General features: G+C 65.8%; 24 protein-coding genes. 10 read left to right on the forward strand and 14 right to left on the reverse strand.

Annotation, left to right across the window (positions count from 1 at the left end):
• Positions 1-467 precede the first annotated feature (467 nt).
• Both AC6CHP_RS10565 and AC6CHP_RS10570 read left to right on the forward strand, forming a co-directional pair.
• Positions 468-1934, forward strand: coding sequence for a TrkH family potassium uptake protein (locus tag AC6CHP_RS10565; RefSeq protein ID WP_498229723.1), 1467 nt, complete (start codon positions 468-470; stop codon positions 1932-1934).
• Entirely contained in the window at positions 1927-2619 is a 693-nt protein-coding gene (locus AC6CHP_RS10570; protein ID WP_498229725.1) for a potassium channel family protein, read from the forward strand. The genes AC6CHP_RS10565 and AC6CHP_RS10570 overlap by 8 nt, the downstream gene beginning before the upstream one ends.
• A 50-nt stretch (positions 2620-2669) precedes the next feature.
• Here AC6CHP_RS10570 and AC6CHP_RS10575 read toward each other — a convergent pair whose 3' ends face one another.
• Both AC6CHP_RS10575 and AC6CHP_RS10580 read right to left on the reverse strand, forming a co-directional pair.
• Complete coding sequence (locus AC6CHP_RS10575) at positions 2670-3248, reverse strand: DUF3267 domain-containing protein (protein WP_427115697.1); 579 nt, start codon at positions 3246-3248, stop codon at positions 2670-2672.
• 66 nt (positions 3249-3314) lie between these two features.
• Complete coding sequence (locus tag AC6CHP_RS10580; protein ID WP_498229728.1) at positions 3315-4838, reverse strand: SulP family inorganic anion transporter; 1524 nt, start codon at positions 4836-4838, stop codon at positions 3315-3317.
• A gap of 178 nt (positions 4839-5016) precedes the next feature.
• Here AC6CHP_RS10580 and AC6CHP_RS10585 point away from each other — a divergent pair, with 178 nt between their 5' ends.
• Positions 5017-5397 carry a MerR family transcriptional regulator gene (locus AC6CHP_RS10585; protein WP_188727020.1) on the forward strand — a complete coding sequence of 127 codons (381 nt, stop codon included), beginning with the start codon at positions 5017-5019 and terminating at the stop codon, positions 5395-5397.
• 97 nt (positions 5398-5494) lie between these two features.
• Here the strand turns inward: AC6CHP_RS10585 and AC6CHP_RS10590 are convergent, their stop codons facing one another.
• The 11 genes from AC6CHP_RS10590 to AC6CHP_RS10640 all read right to left on the reverse strand — a co-directional run bounded on the left by AC6CHP_RS10590 (position 5495) and on the right by AC6CHP_RS10640 (position 14974).
• Complete coding sequence (locus AC6CHP_RS10590) at positions 5495-5728, reverse strand: hypothetical protein (RefSeq protein WP_377195543.1); 234 nt, start codon at positions 5726-5728, stop codon at positions 5495-5497.
• A gap of 15 nt (positions 5729-5743) precedes the next feature.
• Complete coding sequence (locus AC6CHP_RS10595; protein ID WP_104184579.1) at positions 5744-6151, reverse strand: four-helix bundle copper-binding protein; 408 nt, start codon at positions 6149-6151, stop codon at positions 5744-5746.
• Positions 6152-6210: 59 nt separating this feature from the next.
• Positions 6211-6687 (reverse strand): hypothetical protein, encoded by a 477-nt coding sequence (locus AC6CHP_RS10600; protein ID WP_498229731.1) that lies wholly within the window; start codon positions 6685-6687, stop codon positions 6211-6213.
• Between the two features lie 57 nt (positions 6688-6744).
• Positions 6745-8076 (reverse strand): DUF2254 domain-containing protein, encoded by a 1332-nt coding sequence (locus tag AC6CHP_RS10605; protein ID WP_498229733.1) that lies wholly within the window; start codon positions 8074-8076, stop codon positions 6745-6747.
• Positions 8077-9276, reverse strand: coding sequence for an AI-2E family transporter (locus tag AC6CHP_RS10610; RefSeq protein WP_498229734.1), 1200 nt, complete (start codon positions 9274-9276; stop codon positions 8077-8079).
• Positions 9277-9460: 184 nt separating this feature from the next.
• On the reverse strand, positions 9461-10327 hold the full coding sequence (locus AC6CHP_RS10615) for a universal stress protein (protein ID WP_498229736.1): 867 nt from the start codon (positions 10325-10327) through the stop codon (positions 9461-9463).
• A gap of 114 nt (positions 10328-10441) precedes the next feature.
• A complete protein-coding gene (locus tag AC6CHP_RS10620) occupies positions 10442-10618 on the reverse strand; it encodes a CsbD family protein (RefSeq protein WP_066278512.1) in 177 nt (58 codons plus the stop codon).
• A gap of 128 nt (positions 10619-10746) precedes the next feature.
• A complete protein-coding gene (locus AC6CHP_RS10625; protein WP_229675168.1) occupies positions 10747-11124 on the reverse strand; it encodes an ArsR/SmtB family transcription factor in 378 nt (125 codons plus the stop codon).
• Positions 11084-12367, reverse strand: a complete 1284-nt coding sequence (locus AC6CHP_RS10630; protein WP_498229739.1) for an MFS transporter — start codon at positions 12365-12367, stop codon at positions 11084-11086. The genes AC6CHP_RS10625 and AC6CHP_RS10630 overlap by 41 nt, the downstream gene beginning before the upstream one ends.
• A gap of 212 nt (positions 12368-12579) precedes the next feature.
• On the reverse strand, positions 12580-13620 hold the full coding sequence (locus AC6CHP_RS10635; RefSeq protein WP_498229741.1) for a hemolysin family protein: 1041 nt from the start codon (positions 13618-13620) through the stop codon (positions 12580-12582).
• Positions 13613-14974, reverse strand: coding sequence for a hemolysin family protein (locus tag AC6CHP_RS10640; RefSeq protein WP_498229743.1), 1362 nt, complete (start codon positions 14972-14974; stop codon positions 13613-13615). The genes AC6CHP_RS10635 and AC6CHP_RS10640 overlap by 8 nt, the downstream gene beginning before the upstream one ends.
• A gap of 349 nt (positions 14975-15323) precedes the next feature.
• On the opposite strand from AC6CHP_RS10640, the gene AC6CHP_RS10645 reads away from it, so the two are divergent.
• The 4 genes from AC6CHP_RS10645 to AC6CHP_RS10660 all read left to right on the forward strand — a co-directional run bounded on the left by AC6CHP_RS10645 (position 15324) and on the right by AC6CHP_RS10660 (position 17064).
• The gene (locus AC6CHP_RS10645) at positions 15324-15581 is read left to right on the forward strand and encodes a hypothetical protein (protein WP_498229745.1); all 258 of its coding nucleotides are present in this window, start codon (positions 15324-15326) and stop codon (positions 15579-15581) included.
• 387 nt (positions 15582-15968) lie between these two features.
• The gene (locus AC6CHP_RS10650) at positions 15969-16322 is read left to right on the forward strand and encodes a hypothetical protein (RefSeq protein ID WP_498229747.1); all 354 of its coding nucleotides are present in this window, start codon (positions 15969-15971) and stop codon (positions 16320-16322) included.
• Between the two features lie 107 nt (positions 16323-16429).
• Positions 16430-16654 carry a hypothetical protein gene (locus AC6CHP_RS10655; RefSeq protein ID WP_188726999.1) on the forward strand — a complete coding sequence of 75 codons (225 nt, stop codon included), beginning with the start codon at positions 16430-16432 and terminating at the stop codon, positions 16652-16654.
• Between the two features lie 146 nt (positions 16655-16800).
• Positions 16801-17064: a GlsB/YeaQ/YmgE family stress response membrane protein gene (locus AC6CHP_RS10660; RefSeq protein ID WP_188726997.1), complete on the forward strand. Its 264-nt coding sequence runs from the start codon at positions 16801-16803 to the stop codon at positions 17062-17064.
• A gap of 100 nt (positions 17065-17164) precedes the next feature.
• On the opposite strand, the gene nhaA is transcribed toward AC6CHP_RS10660, so the two are convergent.
• On the reverse strand, positions 17165-18517 hold the full coding sequence (nhaA, locus tag AC6CHP_RS10665; RefSeq protein WP_188726995.1) for a Na+/H+ antiporter NhaA: 1353 nt from the start codon (positions 18515-18517) through the stop codon (positions 17165-17167).
• A gap of 223 nt (positions 18518-18740) precedes the next feature.
• Between nhaA and AC6CHP_RS10670 the strand changes: the two genes are divergently transcribed.
• The 3 genes from AC6CHP_RS10670 (at position 18741) to AC6CHP_RS10680 (ending at position 20980) form a co-directional block, all read left to right on the forward strand.
• A complete protein-coding gene (locus tag AC6CHP_RS10670) occupies positions 18741-19511 on the forward strand; it encodes a hypothetical protein (RefSeq protein ID WP_498229750.1) in 771 nt (256 codons plus the stop codon).
• A 33-nt stretch (positions 19512-19544) separates the two neighbouring features.
• Positions 19545-20231, forward strand: coding sequence for a sortase domain-containing protein (locus tag AC6CHP_RS10675; RefSeq protein ID WP_427115882.1), 687 nt, complete (start codon positions 19545-19547; stop codon positions 20229-20231).
• 101 nt (positions 20232-20332) lie between these two features.
• The gene (locus AC6CHP_RS10680) at positions 20333-20980 is read left to right on the forward strand and encodes a hypothetical protein (RefSeq protein ID WP_427115683.1); all 648 of its coding nucleotides are present in this window, start codon (positions 20333-20335) and stop codon (positions 20978-20980) included.
• The last annotated feature ends 1 nt before the right edge of the window (position 20981 follow it).

The raw sequence follows: 20981 nt of genomic DNA on the forward strand, positions 1-20981 counted from the left end.
GTGGCGGCGCGCCGCGGACGACGGCGTGTCCCGGCTCAGGTGGGTATGGCCCCCTGAGCAACTGGGGCAGGACCGCACGGCAGCCCGCACTGCCGCTCCCGCAGGGTGACGCGCCGCCGTCGTGCGTTCCTGCCCGGTTACTTCCTAGGGCACCGTGGCGGCGCGCCGCGGACGACGGCGTGTCCCGGCTCAGGTGGGTATGGCCCCCTGACGAACTGGGCAGGACCGCACGGCAGCCCGCACTGCCGCTCCCGCAGGGTGACGCGCCGCCGTCGAGCGCTCCTGCCCGGTTACTTCCCGGGGCACCGTGGCGGCGCGCCGCGCACGACGGCGTGTCCCGGCTCAGGTGGGCATGGCCCCCTGACGAACTGGGCAGGACCGCACGGCAGCCCGGGAGAATACGGGCGGAATGTGAGGTCTGTTTCATCTGGCGGACTGCGCCGTGCTGCGGTGGTACCGTGGCGCCTATGCACCTGAAGGCTTACCAGCGAAGCCCCCACCCTCAGCGCCGAAGGAAAAAACCCAGGGCGGTGCTGGCCGGGTACAGCCGGTCCCTGGCGGAACTCCAGGGCAAGCAGGTGTCCACCCTCCGACGGCTGACCCACAAGCTGGTTCCACGGCACCCGGCGCAGCTGATCGCCCTGGGATTCGTCCTTGCCATAGCGGCGGGGACCGCGCTCCTGATGCTGCCGGCCGCCGCCACGGGACCACAGCCGGCGTCACTGCTGGAAGCCCTGTTCACCGCGACGTCCGCCGTATGCGTCACCGGGCTGATCACTGTGGACACCCCGGTGTTCTGGACAGGCTTCGGGCACGCGGTCATCCTGGTGCTGATCCAGATCGGCGGGTTCGGCGTGATGTCCTTCGGTGCGCTCCTGGGCGTGCTGACTGCCCGCCGCCTGGGCCTGCGGTCCCGGATGCTGGCCGCCACGGAGACCAAGAGCACCGGCTTCGGCGACGTGCGCCGCGTCCTGATCGGCGTCCTGCTGATCACCGTCATTGTGGAGACCATCCTGGCGGTGCTCCTGATGCTCCGCTTCCTCCTGGGTTACGGCTACACGCCCGGCGAGGCCCTCTGGCACGGGGTGTTCCACTCCGTGTCCGCCTTCAACAACGCAGGTTTTGCGCTGTACTCGGACAGCCTGATGGGGTTTGTGGGCGACCCGTGGGTGTGCCTGCCCATCGCGGGCGCGGTGATCATCGGCAGCCTGGGCTTTCCCGTGCTCTTCGAGCTCCGCCGCCAGTACCGCCGGCCCGTCTACTGGAGCATGCACACCAAAATCGTCCTGGCCGGCAGCGCCGTGCTCCTGGTTGGCGGGACCGTGTTCCTCACGGCCGCGGAATGGACCAACACCGCCACCCTGGGCGGACTGCCGCCCGAGGACCGCATCCTGGGCGGATTCTTCCAGTCCGTGATCACCCGCACCGCCGGCTTCAACAGCGTTGACATCGGCCAGATGCACCCCATTTCCTGGCTGGGCATGGACATCCTGATGTTCATCGGCGGCGGCCCGGCCGGCACCGCAGGCGGCCTGAAAATCACCACCTTCGCCGTGCTCTTCTTCATCCTGGCCACGGAACTCCGGGGCGACACCGCGGTGAACATCTTTGGCAAGCGCCTTTCCCGGGCCGTTCACCGCCAGGCCATCACCGTGGTGCTCCTGGCCATCGCCCTGGTGACGGCGTCCACCATGTTCCTGATGATGATCACCGACTTCGGCCAGGAACGGATCCTGTTCGAGGTGGTGTCCGCCTTTGCCACCGTGGGGCTGTCCACCGGCATCACGGCCGGAATGCCTCCCGCCGGGCAGGTGGTGCTGATCCTGCTCATGTTCATCGGCCGGCTTGGCCCCGTCACGCTCGGCACCGCGCTGGCCCTCAGGAAGCGCCCCATACTGTACGAAAACCCGAAGGAAAGGCCCCTCATTGGCTAAGGACATCTTCACCCGCAGGGGCGAGCGCGCCGCGCACCCCGATTCCGTGGCCGTTATCGGCCTGGGGCGCTTCGGCGGCTCCCTGGCCCTGGAACTGGAGGCCCAGGGCACCGAGGTGCTGGGGATCGACAACAACGAGGACATCGTGCAGTCCTACAACGGGCGGCTGGCCCATGTGGTCCGTGCCGACTCCACGAGGGAAGAAGTCCTGCGGCAGCTCTCCGTCCACGAGTTCGACCGGGCCGTGGTGGGCATCGGTTCGGACCTGGAGGCGAGCATCCTCACCACCTCCCGGCTGCTCACCTTCAAGCACCCGCAGATCTGGGCCAAGGCCATCAGCGAGCCGCACGCGGAAATCCTGGAACAACTCGGCGTGCAGCACGTCATCCGGCCCGAGCACGACATGGGCCGGCGGGTGGCGCACCTGGTCCGCGGGTCCATCCTGGACTACGTGGAATTCGAGGACGACTTCGTGATGGTCCGCACCCAGCCACCGGCGGATGCCCGGGACCGGCCCCTGGGCGTGCTGGGCCTCCGGGACAAGTACGGGATCACCATCGTGGCGGTCAAACGGCCGGGCGGAACCTGGCAGCACACCACCGCCCAGACCGTGCTGTACGACGACGACCAGATCATCGTCCAGGGCACCAAGAACCTGGCTGAGCGGTTCAGCAGCCGCCCCTAGTTTGGCCCTGACGCACCGCGGCGGTCTGCGGCGCTTATGAGTATCCGCCGCTAGTTCCCCGGCACGAATACGTTGATGTTGTCTCCATCGTCCTGCACCAGCGCATCAGGCTGTTGCCGGGAGACGACGTAGACCTCAACGTAATCCCCGGCCGAGCCGGCAAAGTTCAGTGCCAGGAGGACATACATGGTGATCCGGTAATCAGCCGGGACCGTCAACAGTGCGGCGAGGAGGACACCTCCCCAGACGATGCACGGCGCGAGTGCCACCACCACGGCAGTCCGCCGGGTGAGGTAGGCACGGTTCCCCGTTGTCAGGAAGGGGAAGCGCACCGCATAGGTGGGGCGGACCCTGGTCAGCAACTGCAGGACGACGCCGTGGGTCGCCTCATGCGCAGCCATGTACGCCAGGCAGGCGAGCAGGGTCACCGGAACTGTGACGAGGGGACTCAAGCCTGACCCGAGCGGCAGGCCAAGAAGCAATGCAGCGGAAACTGCCAGGAGCGCCACCAGAACGAAGATTCCCTGCACTGCCGCCGGGAGCTTTCCGTCCTTCTTGAGGTTGACGGTCCGGTGCGGCCGGTAATCCGGCGGTAGTTCCACTGTGTCCGACGGGAGTTGACCGTGCATGCCGTCTCCATTCCCCCTGCGTACCGTAACCGTTCGTCCCATACTGCCGGAGCCACGGGTTCGGGACTAATGCCCGGCGCCGAGCTTCCCGCCCAGGCGCTCACGCATGGTGGTGCTGGCATCGTTCAGGCCGATGATCTTCACGTCCTTGCCGTGGTGCCGGTACTTCTCGGTAATGGCGTCCAGGGCTGCGATGGTTGAGGCGTCCCAGAGGTGCGATGCGTGCATGTCGATCACCACCAACTGCGGGTCCAGCGCGTACTCGAACTGGGTGTAAAGATCGTTGGACGAGGCGAAGAACAGCTCGCCGTTCACCGTATAGGTGGCGGTTTCATGGCCCTCCACGCCGGTGACCGTCCGTTCCACCGTGACGAAATGGGCCACCCGGCGGGCGAACATCACCATCGCCACCAGCACACCGACGCCGACGCCGATGGCCAGGTTGTGCGTGGCAACAGTGACCACGACGGTGGCCACCATGACCAGGGTCTCGCTCTTGGGCATCATCTTCAGCGTGCGCGGGTGGATGCTGTGCCAGTCGAACGTGGCCCAGGATACGAAGATCATCACAGCAACCAGGGCGGCCATGGGAATGACGGACACGACGCCGCCGAGCACCACCACAAGGATCAGCAGGAACACGCCGGCCAGGAAGGTGGAGATCCGGGTCCGGGCGCCCGAGGCTTTGACGTTGATCATGGTCTGACCGATCATGGCGCAGCCGCCCATTCCGCCGGTGAAGCCGGTGACGATGTTCGCCACGCCCTGTCCCCAGGCCTCGCGGCTCTTGTGGGAGCGGGTATCGGTGATGTCATCCACGAGCTTGGCGGTCATGAGGGACTCAAGGAGCCCCACGAACGCCACGGCGAGGCCGAAGGGGAAGATGATCTGCAGGGTCTCAAGGGTGAACGGCACGTCCGGAATGAAGAGCGACGGCAGCGAGTCCGGCAGCTCGCCCTTGTCCCCCACCGTGGGAACGGCGATGGACGCCAGGACGGTGATGAGCGTGAGGACCACGATTGCCACGAGCGGCGCGGGGACGGCCGTGGTGAGCTTGGGGAGTCCGAACACGATCACCAAAGCCAGCGCCGCCAGGGGGTAGACCAGCCAGGGAACGCCCAGCAGTTCGGGCACCTGGGACATGAAGATCAGGATGGCCAGGGCGTTGACGAAGCCCACCATCACGGACCGCGGGATAAAGCGCATCAGCTTCGCCACGCCGGACAGGCCCAGGATCACCTGGAAAATACCGCCGAGGATGACGGCGGCGATGAAGTAGTCCACGCCGTGGGACTTCACCAGCGGGGCTATCACCAGGGCCACCGCGCCGGTGGCGGCCGAAATCATCGCCGGGCGGCCGCCCACGAAGGCGATGGTGACGGCCATGGTGAAGGAGGCGAACAGGCCCAGGCGGGGATCGACGCCGGCGATGATCGAGAAGGCGATCGCCTCCGGGATCAGCGCGAGCGCGACCACGAGTCCGGCGAGGACTTCGGTCTTGAGCCGTCGCGGGGACTTCAACGTCTCCCGGACAGACTGGAGCTGTTCCGGTGTGTAGGCGGAGGCATCCGCGGCGGTTTTGACGGCCATTGCTGGCTCCGTTCATGGTCAGGAAGGCGCAGGGCGGCGCCTCCATTTTTCGAAGAATGAAGGGGGCGCAGCGCCGCGCCGGGATGTCGGGAGTCCGCTCAGGCGCATCACCGACTGGAACCAACCCTACCCTAACGTGATGGTAGGGTTGAACGCGGATATTACGGAGGCCCACGACATGACAGCACGAACCGGTACTTCCACCATGCACATTGGCGAATTGGCGGAACGGACAGGTTTGTCCCTGCGCACCATCCGCCATTACGACGACGTGGGGCTGCTTCCAGCCACGGCCCGCACCGAGGGCGGCTTCCGGGTGTATTCAGAAGACGACGTCGAGCGCCTCATGGTGATCAAGCAGATGAAGCCCCTGGGGTTCTCGCTGGAGGAGATGGCCGACATCCTCGAGCTCTTCTCCTCGCAGGAAACAGGGTCCGCCGGTGACGCGCAGGCCAAACTCGCCGCCTACCTGGAGAAGGCCGTGGCTGAACGCGCCAAGATGGCCCGCAACCTGGCCCAGGCCGATCAACTCATCGAACGGCTCAGCGGCCGCGGCTGACAATCGACGCTCTGCAGCACCGAACCGCCGCGGCCGGGCTGCCCTCGGCGCCCCCAAATAAGCGCCAAGGACAACCCGGCCGCTGGACAGGGGCCGGTCAGCCCTCCCAGTGATCGAAGCTGAACCCGCACGCGCACCGGTAGGTGAGCAGGCCGCCGTCGTTCTTTGCTGCCAGCCCTTCGCCCGGCGCCGCTACCAACTGCATGGGCTCGCCGCAGTGGACGTGCGTGGCCAGCATCCGCCGCAGCTGCGGGTCTTCCGCCCGCCCTGCACGGGATCCGCCCCTGCTGCCGGCGCGTCGAACCGCCAGCGGAATCTGTGAATGTGTCATGGCCGCCACCTCCACCTAGTCCAGCGAGGCCAGGAGGTCGGTGCAGGCCTGCTCACAGCGGCGGCAAGCCTCAGCGCATACCTCGCAGTGGCGGTGCATGGAGGCGTGCTGGCCGCACTCCTCCGCGCAGGCACGGCAGGCGATGCGGCATGCTTCCAGCACTGCCCGGGTGATGCCGACGTCGTAATTGCCGTGGCGGGAGAGGATCTTTCCGGTGGCGGCGCAGATGTCGACGCAGTCGAGGTTGGTGCGGATGCACTTGGTGAGCTCGGCCACCATGTCCTCGTTCAGGCATGCGTCGGCGCACGCGGTGCATGTTTGTGCGCAGTCGAAACACGCCTGGATGCATTCCACGAGCTTGGCTTTGTCGATGCCCGCCACATCCTTGGGGTAGGCGTCAAGCATGGACTGTACATGTGTCATTGGTATCTCTTTCCAGGTCAATACAGCAGGTAGAGGTGTAGTGGAACGGCGAACCGCTCCTACGTCCTGCTGATGGAAAGATCCACCACCGTGAGCGCCGGCAGTTCCGGCTCCGGCGGCACGTCACTGGAATGGAGGCTGCCACCGGGCAGCCGCTGGATCAACGACGGCGGATCCACCGCACCGGTCCGCACCGGGACCGGTTCGCCGCGGGGCGCCTTACTCCGCTCGCCCTCTTTCTCGAGTGCCGCAGGCTCGGACGGGCCGGCCTCGTGGATCACGCGGACGGACTGCGACGCTGAGGCTGAAGGCTCTGCCGGACCGGCTTCGGTTATTGCCTGAAGCGGCTCTTCGCCAGCGGTTTGTCCGCCCGCTGACTGCACCGGGCTGTGCCAGGGGACCAGGGCATACCGGCTGCCGGCCGTGTAGGAAGCAGCACCGGCAATCAGCAGGACCAGGAGCAGCCATACGAAAACGCCCCGCAGCGCACCAAGGCGGCGAAGCAGTCCAAGCGCAGACGAACCCAGTGTGGCCATCACCACTTCCTGTTGAGGGCTTTTACTCAGCCTAGCTTCGTATTCCTGTTCCGCAGATCACATGAGTATTACTTTTGAGATGGAATCAGCCAGGTCCATCAGGTTTTTCCGTTCCGGGCTCGAATAGTGTGCGGAGCCGATGGCGTTGCGCATCCGGCCCAAGTGGTCCACGATCTCCGCCCGGTACCGGCCCGTCCGGTCGCACCACGCAAGCTCGTGGAGGAGCCGGAGGAGGCGGGCGGCGACGGCAGGGTCCGCCGCGCCGTACTGCCGGGGCTGGTCCATGGCCAGGCTGAGGAAGTCCTGCATTCCGGGATGGGACAGCACCACCCTGACCCGCCCGTCGTCGTCGACCAGGTGCTCCGGTCCGGGGTTACGCTCCGCCAGCCTGCAGAGGAGCGCCGAGAGGTGCCCGATGACGTGCACTGCCGTGGTGGGATCGTTGATGCCCGGGGAGAGCGCCCGGGCGGCAACATCCACGAGCTGCCGGAACCCGAATCCGACGTCTTGGACGTTGGTGCGCTCATACCCGGTTGCCACGGCGGTGTTGGTGTCCTTGGTGAGCTTCTCCCGGACTTCTGCGGTGAACGTTGCTCCCGGTGCCACGGGCCAGGCGGTGGCAAACGGGACGCCTTGCACCAGTGAGCTGCCCGGTTCCCGGTCTATGCGGAGAACGGCACCGGCATCTTTCGCAGCCTGCAGGAGTTCGCCCTGGACGTATGAGGTCAGGAAGCCGGAAGAACTGGCGCGGATGGGGAAGCTGCCCGACGCCGGAAAGGGCTGCGGCAGGAGTGCGGGCCGGTCCTGGGGAAAGACGCGGTCCATGGTTTCCTGGGTTTCCACGTTGACTCGGCTCATCATGGTTTCCACCCGGATTTCCCGCGTGAGGTGCGCCAGGAAGAGCACCAGCCCGACGACGCTGGCCATGGCGAGCGCATAGGCCACCGTGACGGAGATTTCAGGTACGAAGGCGGTGTTGCCGTTGCCCTCGTCCCGCACACTGCGCAGGACTGTCAGAGAGAAGGCGAAGGCTGCCAGGAAGAGCGCCAGCGTTCCGTGGACAAACCGGTCCGAGGTGAAGGTCCGCAGCAGCCTGGGTGAGAACTGGCTGCTGGCCAGCTGCAGGGTTACCACGGTGAGCGAGAACGTCAGCGAGGTAACCGTGATGAGCGAACCCGAAATGGCCTGCAGGATAGCCCTGGCAGCCTCCGGCCCGCCGCTGAAAAGGAAAACCGTGACGCTGTCCGGCAGCTCGCCGTCAACGGCCGAATCCAGCGCAGGCAGCGCTATGCCCAGGACGACGGCCAAGGCAACAGCCAATGCCGGAAGCGGCCAGAGCTGGGTCCGCAGGGCATCGAGCCAGTGCGCGCTGCGGGTAGTGGTGTTCACCTATTCCTCGGTTCCCTGGCCCGCGCCGCTGTGGGATGCCGCCGGTTCCCGCGAAGGCTGGTCCGTTGCCGCGGCGGCGGACAGCTGGCCGTGGGAATCCCTGGCGGTCTCCTGCTCGGCTCTGGAAACATCCTCCGCCGTGATTTCGTCGTCTGATTTTTCGTTCCATGCTTTGATCGCGGCCCAGATAACGGCCGCCAGGGGAACGGAGAGGATGGCGCCGATAATGCCCGCCAGGATGGTACCGGCTGTGAGTGCCAGCAGGATGACGAGGGCGTGCACGCTGAGAGTACGCCCCATGACCACCGGCTGCAGGAAGTTGCCTTCAAGCTGATTGACCACAACCACCACGATGATCACGATCAGGGCCGTGACAGGCCCGTTGGCCACCAGCGCCACGAGGGCAGCCAGCACACCGGCGAGGGTGGCTCCCACCAGCGGGATAAAGGCGCCGATGAACACAATCGCGGCCAGCGGCAGGGCGAGCGGAACTCCGAGGATTACAAGGGCCAACCCGATGAAGACCGCGTCGACGACGGCCACGATGGCCGTTCCCCGGACATACCCGCCCAGCACCGCGAGGCTGTCATGCCCCACGCGCCTCGCCTTGACCAGCCGTGTGCCCTTGAAAGCGCGCAGGACGAACGCCCAGATGCGTTCTCCGTCCTTGAGGAAGAAGAAAAGGATCACGGCCATGAGCAGGGCACCGGTGATGAACGTCCCTGCCGCGCTGAGGCCGGTGACAACACCGGCGCCCGCGGTGCTGCTGGTGACGAAGTCCAGCACGGCGTCACGTGCCTGCTGGATCTGTTGGTCATCGATCGGAATCGGGCCGTTCCGGACGAAGCCGTAGACCTGGTCGAACCCCTCCGTCGCGCTGCGTCCCAGTTCCCCCGCTTGGCCAATCACGGCGAAAACAATGGCCGTGACCACTCCACCCAAGGTCAGCAGGAGCAACAGGAAGGAGAAGCCGGTGGCGGCCGCACTGGGCCAGCCTTTCCTTCTGAGCCAGTTCACCAGCGGTGCGATGGCAGCCGCCAAAATTAGTGCCAGCAGCAGGGGAATGACCACCAGCCGCACCTGGATGAGCCCGTAGACCAGGACGGCCGAAAGTGCCAGAAGCACCAGAATCTGGCCTGCCCTGATACTCGCCCGGCCAAGACCGTCCTGCCACGGGTTTACCCGGTTTTGAGTCTGCATTCAGTTGTCTCCCTGGATCAGCAAGCGCTGGAGCTGCGAAAAAGTGGCATCGGCGACGCCCCGCAGGCTACCTAAACTTCTCATGGAGCCACAGTGGTATACCAACCAATGGCCCGCCTTGGACCAGCCGCACGGTGCCGGCATCGCCGCGCTCCGCCGTGGCCGGGAACCGAATGGCGCCACATCACTCGCGTTCAGGCTTCAACGGCCGGGAAGGTATCACCAAAACCGGAGAGGACGTACTTTCCAAAACGGCCTGGCTGACTGACCCGCGAACGATTCCCGGAAGGCCGCTGAGGCCGCGCGATCCAATGACCAACAGCCGGGCGCCGCTGGCTGCCTCCGTGACTTCACCGGCCGGAGTCCCCGTCAGGGTAACGCCTGCGCACTGGAGTTGGGGGTGCTTTTCATTTATGCGGTGAAGAAGCTCCGGGAGCCAGGCCGTGCCGTCCCGGGCTGCACCATCAGGGCTGACGGTAACGGCAGTCAGCGGCGCACCGTGCCGCTGGGCCAACTCTGCTGCCACGGCAAGCAGGTTTGCTGCCTCCGGCCCCTCCTCCGCCCCTACGATGACATGCCCGAAGAATCTTGCCGTGCCGGGGGCCGGGACACCGTCCAAGGCAGGTTGGTCCCGCTTCCACCTCTCCGGGATGACTGCAGTCCAACAGGAAGAGTGCGCCGCCAAGGCGGCGGAGACGCTTCCGAAGCGGGATGCGTAACCGGTGCGGTGACGGCGCCCAACGACTACAAGCCCAGCCCGGGACGACAATCGGATCAGCACGTCCTTGGCGCGTCCGGCAACCACCCGGCTTTCCGCAGGCACACCCTTGGACTCTGCGTCCTCCAGCAACGGCCCGAAGGTCCGTTCCGCTTCACTGAAGGATGCTCGAAAGTACCGTGCCTCAACTTCCGGGTCTGCAACATCGACCGGGGACACGGCATGGACGAACACAACGCTCCATTTGAGCGACTTCGCCTCTGCCAGCGCCCAGTCCGCGGCAGCGGCGCTTTCAGTGGAGGCATCAATACCGACAAGAATCGTGTTCGCCATACTCCACGATAGCGGGGCGCAGGACCACGGGATTCAGAGCCTGCCCAAGTTCCGGTAAACGCAGGAAGGGTGCGGCTCCAGTGGAACCGCACCCTTTGCTGATGGACCGGTAGGTCAGTCCTTCTTGAAAGCGTCCTTGACCTTTTCGCCGGCCTGCTTCAGGTCGCCCTTGGCCTGGTCGCCCTGGCCTTCGGCCTTCAAACGATCGTCGCCGGTCGCTTCGCCGGCGGCCTCTTTACCCTTGCCGCCAAGCTTCTCGGCTGCGTTACCAATCTTGTCGTCCAAACCCATGGTGTTTCTCCCTACGGTCGGCTCCCGCCGGCGTGCTGCCAGCGGCTTACCTACCCATCGTAACCACAAATCACTAAGGGTGCTGATCATTTTGCCCGGTGAGCTGCGGCACGCGGCCTTTCGACGCGTCAGCCGTGGGTGGGTTCGCCGGTGACGCGGTGGTCCGCATGGTTGATGGTTTCGCGGATCAGGCGGACCAGGTGCCCGTCGCGCAACGAATAGATCACGTGGCGGCCGTCCTTGCGCGTGTCCACCAACCCGCTGAGGCGGAGTTTGGCCAGGTGCTGGCTTGCCACTGTCCGCGGAACTCCGACGGCGGCCGTCAGCTCGGTCACGGTCCTGGGGCCCTGCGACAACTGCCAGAGCAGGTGCAGGCGCGTGGGCTCGGCCAGCATCCGGAGGGTGGCGGAGGCTGCCTCCAGCAGCTCCGGCCCCGGAGTTACCTGGTGGACCAGGGACGGGACATCAACGGCGGGCGCGGCTTCGCTGCGGGGCTGGCTGGCCACTGTCCTGCTCCTCCCCTGCACGGCCCGTGGCCCCTGCGGCATCATGCCGGGGCCAGGACAGGAATGCTCCTGCACTGCCTATCATCGCAACAATTGTCAGCCCCGCCGCGGCCCAGCCCAAACCGGCCACGGCTCCCACCCAGCCCGCCAGCGGATAGGCCAGGATGTAGCAGGCGTGCGAGAGCGAGAACTGCGCCGTGAAAACATACGGCCGGGTGTCCTCGGTGGAGGCTTCGCGCAGCAGTCTCGACGACGGCGTAAGGATGGTGGAGTTCGCCGCACCCAGGAGGAACCAGAGGGTGAGCAGCAACCACCATCCGCTGCCGGGCGTGGCCCATGAGATGGCGGCGGCGCCGGCCATGACGATGGGAACGACGGCGGCCCCGGCGAGCATCACCGTCCGGTCACCCAGGCGTTTAAGCAGCCACGGGGCGGACAGGGCAACGATCATGGACCCCACCCCAAAGCAGGCCAGCGCCAGGGCAAGGTCCGTGTCCGGCCGGTGCAGGACATCACGGACATAGACCACCGTGTTCACCAGCACCAGGGCCGTGGGGGCCGCGACCACCAGGTTCAGTGCCAGCAGCGACCTGAGCCGCCGGTTCCGCCAGAAGATCCTGGCGCCGAGCGTGGTCCTGTGCCAGAGCGAGGCCTGCGGCGACTCCCCGGCGGAGACCCGCGGCAGGACGGAAACGGCCACCATGAGGGCGGAGAACACGAACCCTGCCACGGTACCCAGGAACAAGTTGTTGTAGCTGACAACGGTGAGCAGCAGCGCGGCAAGGGCCGGGCTGGCCAGGGCCTCCATGTCGTACGCCAGCCGGGACAGGGACAACGCGCGCGTATAGTCCCGTTCGTCCGGAAGGACGGCGGGGATCAGCGACTGGAACGCCGGGGTGAACGTGGCAGAGGCTGACTGCAGCAGGAAAATCACCACGTAGATCTGCCAGGTTTCGGTGATGAACGGCAGCGACAGTGCCATTGCCGCGCGCACCAGGTCGGCCCCGATCAGGACCGGTTTTTTCGGCCAGCGGGCCAGCAGCGCGTTGATCACCGGCGCCAGGCCCACGTACGCAAGCATCTTGATGGTCAGCGCGGTACCGAGCACCGCCCCGGCATTACCCGCAGCCAGGTCGTAGGCCAGCAGCCCCAGCGCGACCGTCAGCAGGCCCGTGCCGATCAGCGCCACGATTTGGGCAGCAAAGAGCCTCCGGTACGTTGCGTTCCGCAGAACCGAAAACATCCAGCCCACTCCTTGGGTGCATATGTGCACGTATATGCACTCATCATAGGCCCGGCCTGCCATTATGTCCTGCGCCGCCGGCCGGGCCCGTTAACGGCGGAAGGCGCCGCCCCGTGACGGAGCGGCGCCTTCGTGGCTGTGGTGCAGCAGTGTGGTGCGGTGGCCGTGCTGCAGGTGGCCGTGCTGAAGGTGGCCGTGCTGCAGCCGGCGTTTCAGGCGCTGGTGGCGTCCTGGACCTCGCCTACCAGTTCCTCGATGATGTCCTCCAGGAACAGGACACCGGTGGTGTTGCCCTTCGCGTCGAACACCCGTGCAACGTGGGCGCCGGTGCGGCGCATCGTGGCCAGAGCGTCCTCAAGCTCGCTGCCGCTGTAGGCGGACGCGAGGCGGCGGATCCGCTTGGCAGGCACCCGCTGGGTGAACTTCTCCTGCGTTGTCAGGTCCATGACGTCCTTGAGGTGCAGGTACCCGGAGGGCTCGCCGTCGTCATTGGTGAGGATGTACCGGGAATACCCGTGCCCGGCCACGGCGCGCTGGATGTCAGCCGGCGTGGCGGACTCAGGCAGGAGCACCATCTCGGAAATGGGAACCTCCACGTCCGCCACGGTCTTGGCCGTGAATTCGAACGCGGCGGTCAGGGTTCCGGTGGTGTCCGTCAGCATGCCGTCCCGGGTGGACTGCTCCACGATGTTCGCCACCTCATCCAGCGTGTAGGCGCTGGTGGCCTCGTCCTTCGGCTCCACCTTGAACAGGCGGAGGATGGAGTTGGCAATGCCGTTCAGCGTCCAGATCACCGGCTTGACCACGCGGGAGACCATGACCAGCGGCGGGGCCAGGATCAGGGCTGCCCGCGTGGGAACGGAGAAGGAGATGTTCTTGGGGACCATCTCACCAAGCACCACGTGCAGGAAGGTGACCAGCAGCAGCGCCGTGATGAAGGCAATGATGCTGATTGCCTCGTAGGACAGGGACGTCAGGCCCAGCGGGATTTCCAGCAGGTGGTGGATGGCGGGTTCGGAGACGTTCAGGATCACCAGGGAACACACGGTGATGCCCAGCTGGCTGGTGGCCAGCATCAGCGTGGCATGCTCCATGGCCCACAGCGTGGTCTTGGCGGCCTTGCTGCCGGCCTCTGCCTTGGGCTCAATCTGGGAGCGGCGTGCGGAAATGACGGCGAACTCCGCACCGACGAAGAACGCGTTGACCACCAGGAGCACCACCAGCCAGATAATGCCGGGAAGATATTCACTCATGGGTCAGCTCCTGCGTAAGGTCATCAATGATGCGGTCATGCGCACTCTTGGGCGCTTCCTGGGATCCGTTAGGCGTGAAGCGGATCCGCTCCACGTGCGTACCCAGGACACGCTCCACCCGGAGCGTCCCGCCGTCGATCATCACTTCATCACCGAGTTCGGGAATACGGTCCAGCTGGTCCGTGACGAAACCGGCCAGGGTGTCATACTCCTCGCCGTCGGGCACCGTGATGCCTGTCCGGTCCAGCAGTTCGTCGGGCCGCAGGGACGCGTCAAAGGTGATGGACCGTCCGGTCCGGACGACGCCGGTGCGGGCACGGTCGTGTTCGTCCTCAAGCTCGCCGACAATCTCCTCCACCAGGTCCTCCAGCGTCACGATGCCGGCGGTGCCGCCGTGCTCATCGGAGACGATGGCCACCTGGAGGCCCTGCTTGCGCAGCAGGACCAGCAGCGTATCCACGCCCATGGACTCGGGCACCCGCAGCGGCTCAATCATCAACTCCGACGCGAGCACCCGCGACCGGGCTGCCAGGTCCACGGCGAAGGCCTGCTTTACGTGGAGCACGCCCAGCACGTCGTCACGGTCCTCCCCAATGACGGGGAACCGGGAATAGCCGGTAGTGGTGGCAAGGGCGACGATTTCTTCGGCCGTGTCATCGGCGTTGACTGCTGTCATCCGGACGCGGGGGGTCATGACGTCCGCGGCAGAGTGCTCCGAGAACCGCAGGGTCCGGTGCAGCAGCACCGCATGGTCCTCATCCAGGAGGCCCTCAAGGGCTGACCGGCGGACCAGCGAGCTGAGTTCCTCCGCGCTGCGGGCGCCGGAGAGTTCCTCCTTCGGCTCGATGCCGAAGGAGCGGATGATCTTGTTGGCGGTGTTGTTGAACAGCAGGATCACCGGTTTGAACACGGTGGTGAAGAGGGCTTGGAACGGCACCACGAACTTGGCCGTGGCCAGGGGCAGCGCCAGGGCGAAGTTCTTGGGCACCAACTCGCCGATCACCATCGAGAAGATCGTGGCGATGAAAATGCCGATCACCGCACCAATGCCCGGCACAACAGCCTCGGGAAGCCCCGTGGACAGTAAAGGGCCGCGCAACAGCGAGCTGATCGCCGGCTCGAACGTGTAACCCGTGAGCAGCGTTGTCAGGGTGATGCCCAGCTGCGCACTTGAGAGGTGGGTCGAGGTGATCTTCAGTGCTTTGATGGTGGGCTTAAGGCGCTTTTCCCCGCGGGCCTGGCGGGCTTCGAGGTCATTGCGGTCCAGATTGACCAGCGCGAACTCGGAAGCAACAAAGAAACCGGTACCGACCGTCAGGACGAGGCCGATACCGAGCATGATCCATTCATACATTCAGGCGCCCCTCTCCCGTGGTGGCCGGCGAACCGGTCAGAAGGCGGAGGGGCTTGGGCATATGTGAGGGAGGGTCATCCATAATGCACTCCATCATACCGGCACGGTCCCCACCGGACCGGGCCTGTACGCCCAGAGCAGAGACGCATAGGAGTCCTGCGGCCGTTCCGTACCGGCACAGGCAAACCGCACGGGTGGTCCGATTGCTGTACTTACCCCCTGGGCGGGCGTACATTCGGAAGAGTGACGGGAATCATTCCCTGTCCCCTCCCGGACCCCTGCACAGGCCCCTGAGAAGCTGCTGTAGCCACACGGCGGCACATGATGCAGAAGATGAACAGGCCACATTATGGCAATCACGCACTTCCAGCAGTTCCTTGACCAGGCAACGGTTTTAGATCCTTCGAACGACGGCGGCCTCGGGCCCGACTGCCTCTACGGCCTCTATGTGAGCTGGGCCGCACTCCGGGGGCTGGAGCCCAAGCCGGACCAGGCATTCCGGGCGGGGATGCACCGCTGCGGCATTGACCTGGCTAACAGCAGGCTCCGGATGACCGGTCCGGCTGCGGCCGACTACATCCTCTACAGCTATCCCGCCGTGGCCTGATGCCCGTCCCTCCGGGCGTCAAGGACTCAACGCCGGGCGCAGGCGGCAGCGGTGTTTCGCTGATTGGCCGGGGATGTGCGGGAACCAGCAGCGGTTTCACCGACACCCTGGTAGTGGCCTGCGTGGCAGTCTGCCGTAGCTGCCCTGCCGGTCCGTTCCGTGGTCAGCGCGCCGCTGGTGTTTGGACAGTAAGGAATCAAAACGTTGAAGATCTATGCGTTCCTTCCGGGACAATTTGATGAGGACAGCGGACGCGTCCTGCCTCAGCCAGGACGACGCGATGAAACAGCTCGTCAGAAAAGCCAGGGAATCCGGTCTTCCCTTGATTGAGGTCAGCGAAAAGCTGCTCACCAAGGCGCCCCCGGAAGCACGTTAAGAGGTTGGAACGTGGGCTTCGATCCTCATGAACCGGAACAACGCAATCAGCTCAACGATGCCCTGAAGGCCGCTGACATCAGCATGGGTGAACTCTGGCTGAGGTACTTCAGCATTTGCGGTTCCGCGGGCGAATACGAGGTTCAGGCCTACTCACAGGGCCTCATTTCCCTGCCCGTCTTCCAGCGCGACCTCCTGGCCATGGCCGCGAACGAGCTCATCGACGAGAAACCGCAGCTTCATGCGCCCTACTCGGACCACCTCAACGGCGCGGAATCCAATGGTTCAGGCACCGGTTCCGGCCCAAGCGGAACCACTGGGACGCCGGACCGCCTTGGCGACACCGGCAAAGGCACGTCACGCTGACAGTTTGACTCCCGCATAGTCACAGAAAAAACACCGCATTGAAACATTTCAGCAACCTGGCCACGGCATGCTGTCTCTTACGGGGACACAACAGCAGGAGGCGCATCATGGAGGCACAGGGAGTTCTCACCGGCCAGCTCAGGGTCGGGGACCAGATCGAGGCATGGCACAACGGCAAACTTTTCCACCGGGGGCGGGTGATGGACGTCGTCCCGGCCCTGGAACTGTTCTGGATCCTGGACGCAAGGACCGGCACGCGGAAGCTGCTGGACCCGGAGGCGCTCGAAATCCGGCACGTGGAGGAACAGGCCAAGCCGCTGGCCCCGGCCTGATTCCCGCCAGTACGGGGACCATCGTCCTCAGGGCCGCCACCGCGCGCAGCAGAAGCGGCCGGAGGTGTACATAGAATGAATCCATTGCGGCACCGCTGCGGCAGTACGGGCGTCATCCGTCCGCAACCACCACTAAGGAGCACACCGTGATTGGATTCATCGTCGCCGGCCTGGTCATTGGCGCACTTGCCCGCCTGATCAAGCCGGGCAAGCAAAACCTGGGCCTGCTGGCCACCCTCCTGCTGGGCCTTGTTGGCTCGGTCATCGGCGGAGTGGTCGCATCATTGCTGGGCACCGGAGACATCTTCGAGCTGAACTTCGTGGGCTTCATCGTGGCTGTCATCGCCGCGGTGCTGCTGGTGGGAACAGCCGAGGCCGTTGTGGGACGCAGGAACTCAGTGCGCCGCTAGGCGCGTTGTCTGCGGCTCAACCAAACGCGGGGCTGCTCCGCACCCATCCGATGATTCGGGACGGGTGCGGAGCAGCCCCGCGTTTGCTATTGAAGTGGTGTCAGTTCCGTTCCTGGTAGACGTCCGGAATGCCGTCCTGGTCCGCGTCCACCTTCTCGGCCTCTTCCTCGGCACGGTACTGGCGGTTCCTTGTGGTCAGTACCGCCGCGGCCAGCAGCGCCGCGAGCACTGACGCGGCCAGGATGCCTACCTTGGCGTGGTCATCGTGCAGGCTCCCCTGCCCGAAGCTGAGCTCGGCCACCAGCAGGGACACCGTGAACCCGATGCCGGCCAGGAGGGCCACGCCAAAGACGTCGATCCACTTGAAGGACTTGTCCAGCTCCGCCCGGGTGACCTTGGTCAGCAGCCAGGTGACGCCCAGGATGCCGATCGGCTTGCCCACCACCAGGCCCACGATGATGCCCAGCGCCACCGGGTCCGCAAGGGCGGAACCCAGCCCCTCCCAGCCGCCAACGGCCACGCCGGCGGAGAAGAACGCGAAGATGGGAACCGCCACGCCCGCGGAGATGGGCCGGAAGCGGTGTTCGAAGATTTCCGCCAGGCCTGGCCCGGCGTCCGGACCGCCCGCGGCCTGGGAGCGGATGACGGGGACGGCGAAGCCCAGCAGCACGCCGGCCACGGTGGCGTGGATGCCGGACGCGTGGACAAGGGCCCAGGTGATCACGCCAAGCGGCAGCAGGATGACCCAGGCTGCGGAGGCTTTCATACCGAAGAAGTGGCGGTATTTGTGGGCCAGGAAGGCGTAGAGGGCCAGCGGAATGAGGGCCAGGACCAGCGGCATGACGTCCAGGTCGCTGGTGTAGAAGAACGCGATGATGGAGATCGCGATGAGGTCGTCCACCACGGCCAGCGTCAGCAGGAAGATCCGCAGGGCGCTCGGAAGGTGGGAGCCGATGATGGCCAGGACCGCCACCGCGAACGCGATGTCCGTGGCAGTGGGGATGGCCCAGCCGCGCAGGGTCTCGGGGCTGGTGAGGTTGATCACGACGTAGATCAGCGCGGGTACCACCACGCCGCCCACGGCGGCCGCAACGGGCACGATCGATTTGCTGATCTGGCGCAGGTCCCCTGCCACGAACTCGCGTTTGAGTTCCAGGCCCACCAGGAAGAAGAAGATGGCCAGCAGCCCGTCCGCCGCCCACGCACCGAGGCTGAGCTCAAGGTGCCAGGGCTCGTAACCGAACTTGAAGTCCCTGAGGGCAAAGTAGCTGTCCGACGCCGGCGAGTTGGCCCAGATGAGGGCGATGACCGCAGCTGCCACCAGCAGGGCGCCGCCGACGGTCTCCTTGCGGAGAATCTCCCCGATCCGGAGCGCCTCGGCGTAACTGCCCCTGGAAAGAACGGTGGATTTCCCCTTCCCGGGCGGGGGTGTGGAGGGCGTGGTCTGGTTCATTGAGTCTCCTGGCATTTGGGGTCTACAAGACTATGCCGACCAGACTTCCCGGCGCACCTTCTGTCCATCCTACAGGGGGTGTTTCCCTCGAGTTCCGGTATTGCTAGCACCACATCCTGTGTTCCAGTTCACTTTCTTCCCATCCGTAACAGCAGCGGCGCCGAAGTACTTTTGTCCCTCATCCGGGACGACACCGTTACTTGTATGAGGAGACTGCTTTCTGATGAATAAGACACTCCGCTTTTTGGCCGTACCAACCCTCGCATTGGGCGCCCTTGCCCTCTCCGGCAGCCCCGCCATGGCCGCCGACCAGTCGTACCAGTCCACCTTGGGCCAGATCAACGGCAGCTCGGCCTCCGGCACCATCACCGTAGATGTCACGGGCAACCAGGCCCACGCCGTCCTCAAGGTCTCCGGCCTGGCCGCAACCTTCATGGATGCCCCCTACCCCCACGTCCAGCACATCCACGGCGGCGCCCAGGGCGTATGCCCGGCCCCCTCCGCCGACAAGGACGGTGACCAGGTTGTCTCCACCACCGAAGGCGCACCGGGCTACGGCGGCATTGTCACCACCCTGTCCACCAGCGGCGATACCAGCCCTGCCGCCGGGCTTGACCTCAAGGTCGCCGGCCAGGGCGCAAGCTACACCGTAGACCGCACCTTCGAACTGAACGCCGAAACAAAGGCCGCCCTGGAAGCAGGAACCGCCGTGGTTGTGGTCCACGGCCTTGATCCGGCAACGTTGAGCGCAGCGGGCCAGGCAGCCAAGAGCGACCTTGTCCCCGAACTCCCGCTGGCCGCCACCTCCCCCGCCCTGTGCGGAACCCTGGCCGCCGGACAGATGAAGATGCCCGCCGGCGGTGCTGACACCGGCGTTGGCCAGGAAACCGGCACCGACACCGGCGCCCTGGCCCTCGGCGGCGGCCTGGCCCTGGCCGCTCTCGCCGGCGGCGCGTACGTTGTTCGCCGCCGCAGCGCCGGATCCGCGGCCTAAGCCTGGGCTGACTGGATCATCACTGTGACAACCATGAATTCCGGCCGCCGCGGGGGCCCCTGGGCCACCGCGGCGGCCGGGCTTCTGCTCCTGCTGGCTTTGGGCGGCTGCGGCACCGCAGATTCGGTAGCGCCCGACGCCGGTGCCCCACCTTCCGCTTCCGTGGCGGCTTCCGCGGCACCCACCCTGGCCGCGGCCAGTCCGGCGATGCCGGCACCGGCCGTTTCCGCTCCGGCGCCTGCAGCATCACAGCCGGCAGTCCTGTCCCGGTCCGAGCCGGTGGTCCTGGAAATTCCTGCCATCGGCGTGCGGACCGATCTGCTCAAGCTGGGCCTGCGGGAGAACGGCTCGCTCGAGGTACCGCAGGACTCCGGAAGCGGCGCTCCGGCCAGCTGGTACAACGGTTCCCCCGCCCCCGGCGAGCGTGGACCGTCCGTCATGCTTGGCCACGTCAACTCTCCCAGCGGCCGTGGCGGTGTGTTCGCGGACCTCCGCAAGCTCACCCCGGGAGCCGAGATCAACGTCTCGCGAACCGACGGCAGCATCGCCGTATTCACCGTTGACCGCGGAGCCCTCTACAGCAAGAACGACTTCCCCACGCTGGAGGTCTACGGAAACACGGCAGGCCCGGAACTCCGGCTGATCACCTGCGACGGCTACGACCCCGCCACCGGGCTCTTCGATGACAACTACGTCATCTACGCCAAGCTCAAAGCCTGACCCGTTTCCCGCCAGCGCCCCATCGCACCATCACCTAATCCCTCAGTAACCGAACAAACGGCCGCGAACCCTCACAGGGGTGCGGCCAGGACGGACGAGTCATGACCCACCGCACCCCGCTGCTTGCTTCGCTTGCTGTCTCAGCCCTGCTGCTCTCCGGCTGCGCTGCTGCGGCGGGGTCCGTGGGAGCGGCCCAGGCGCCGTCGTCGGACGCCTCCGCCCCGGCAGCACCAGCTGCCGCGGACCCCTCAGCGCACGGCGGCCACGCGGGGCATCATGGCGGCGGCTCCCCTTCCCCGCGCGCTGCCGTCAGCGAACCCAGCGAAGCAGCGAAGATGGTGTGCGGTGACCAGCCGATGGACAGGCTCACGGCGATCCTTGACCTGGAGCAGGATCCGCATACCGTCAACAGCTGGGCGGACAGCACCTTCACCTGCACGTACCACCTGGACGAGGGTGCGCTCGAGATTTCGGTCCGGGAAGCACCGGACAAGGCGGCGGCGCTGACCTACTTTGACGCCATGCAAGCGCTGGCTGTGGACGCGACGCCGATTGAAGGGCTCGCCAGCCTCGGCTTTCCCGCCTACGAAACCGCGGACGGATCGGCAGTGTTCCAGAAGGACAGCTTCGTGCTGCAGGTGGACGCCTCGGGCTTGCCGGAGGCCATGGGCCCGGATGGCATCAGCCGCAATGCGCTGGCCTACCAGTTGTCCACCACCATTCTGGCGTGCTGGGTGGAGCACCACTAAC

The organism is Pseudarthrobacter sp. GQ63 (assembly GCF_059758765.1).

Excerpts from the sequence above, each read along its gene's own strand:
- AC6CHP_RS10595 (WP_104184579.1), bottom strand. The coding sequence starts at position 6,151 with ATGACACATGTACAGTCCATGCTTGACGCCTACCCCAAGGATGTGGCG.
- AC6CHP_RS10585 (WP_188727020.1), top strand. The coding sequence starts at position 5,017 with ATGACAGCACGAACCGGTACTTCCACCATGCACATTGGCGAATTGGCG.
- AC6CHP_RS10655 (WP_188726999.1), top strand. The coding sequence starts at position 16,430 with ATGGAGGCACAGGGAGTTCTCACCGGCCAGCTCAGGGTCGGGGACCAG.
- AC6CHP_RS10610 (WP_498229734.1), bottom strand. The coding sequence starts at position 9,276 with ATGCAGACTCAAAACCGGGTAAACCCGTGGCAGGACGGTCTTGGCCGG.
- AC6CHP_RS10630 (WP_498229739.1), bottom strand. The coding sequence starts at position 12,367 with ATGTTTTCGGTTCTGCGGAACGCAACGTACCGGAGGCTCTTTGCTGCC.
- AC6CHP_RS10600 (WP_498229731.1), bottom strand. The coding sequence starts at position 6,687 with ATGGCCACACTGGGTTCGTCTGCGCTTGGACTGCTTCGCCGCCTTGGT.
- AC6CHP_RS10675 (WP_427115882.1), top strand. The coding sequence starts at position 19,545 with ATGAATTCCGGCCGCCGCGGGGGCCCCTGGGCCACCGCGGCGGCCGGG.
- AC6CHP_RS10590 (WP_377195543.1), bottom strand. The coding sequence starts at position 5,728 with ATGACACATTCACAGATTCCGCTGGCGGTTCGACGCGCCGGCAGCAGG.
- AC6CHP_RS10640 (WP_498229743.1), bottom strand. The coding sequence starts at position 14,974 with ATGTATGAATGGATCATGCTCGGTATCGGCCTCGTCCTGACGGTCGGT.
- AC6CHP_RS10580 (WP_498229728.1), bottom strand. The coding sequence starts at position 4,838 with ATGGCCGTCAAAACCGCCGCGGATGCCTCCGCCTACACACCGGAACAG.
- AC6CHP_RS10575 (WP_427115697.1), bottom strand. The coding sequence starts at position 3,248 with ATGCACGGTCAACTCCCGTCGGACACAGTGGAACTACCGCCGGATTAC.
- AC6CHP_RS10645 (WP_498229745.1), top strand. The coding sequence starts at position 15,324 with ATGGCAATCACGCACTTCCAGCAGTTCCTTGACCAGGCAACGGTTTTA.
- AC6CHP_RS10670 (WP_498229750.1), top strand. The coding sequence starts at position 18,741 with ATGAATAAGACACTCCGCTTTTTGGCCGTACCAACCCTCGCATTGGGC.
- AC6CHP_RS10680 (WP_427115683.1), top strand. The coding sequence starts at position 20,333 with ATGACCCACCGCACCCCGCTGCTTGCTTCGCTTGCTGTCTCAGCCCTG.
- nhaA (WP_188726995.1), bottom strand. The coding sequence starts at position 18,517 with ATGAACCAGACCACGCCCTCCACACCCCCGCCCGGGAAGGGGAAATCC.
- AC6CHP_RS10565 (WP_498229723.1), top strand. The coding sequence starts at position 468 with ATGCACCTGAAGGCTTACCAGCGAAGCCCCCACCCTCAGCGCCGAAGG.
- AC6CHP_RS10635 (WP_498229741.1), bottom strand. The coding sequence starts at position 13,620 with ATGAGTGAATATCTTCCCGGCATTATCTGGCTGGTGGTGCTCCTGGTG.
- AC6CHP_RS10620 (WP_066278512.1), bottom strand. The coding sequence starts at position 10,618 with ATGGGTTTGGACGACAAGATTGGTAACGCAGCCGAGAAGCTTGGCGGC.
- AC6CHP_RS10615 (WP_498229736.1), bottom strand. The coding sequence starts at position 10,327 with ATGGCGAACACGATTCTTGTCGGTATTGATGCCTCCACTGAAAGCGCC.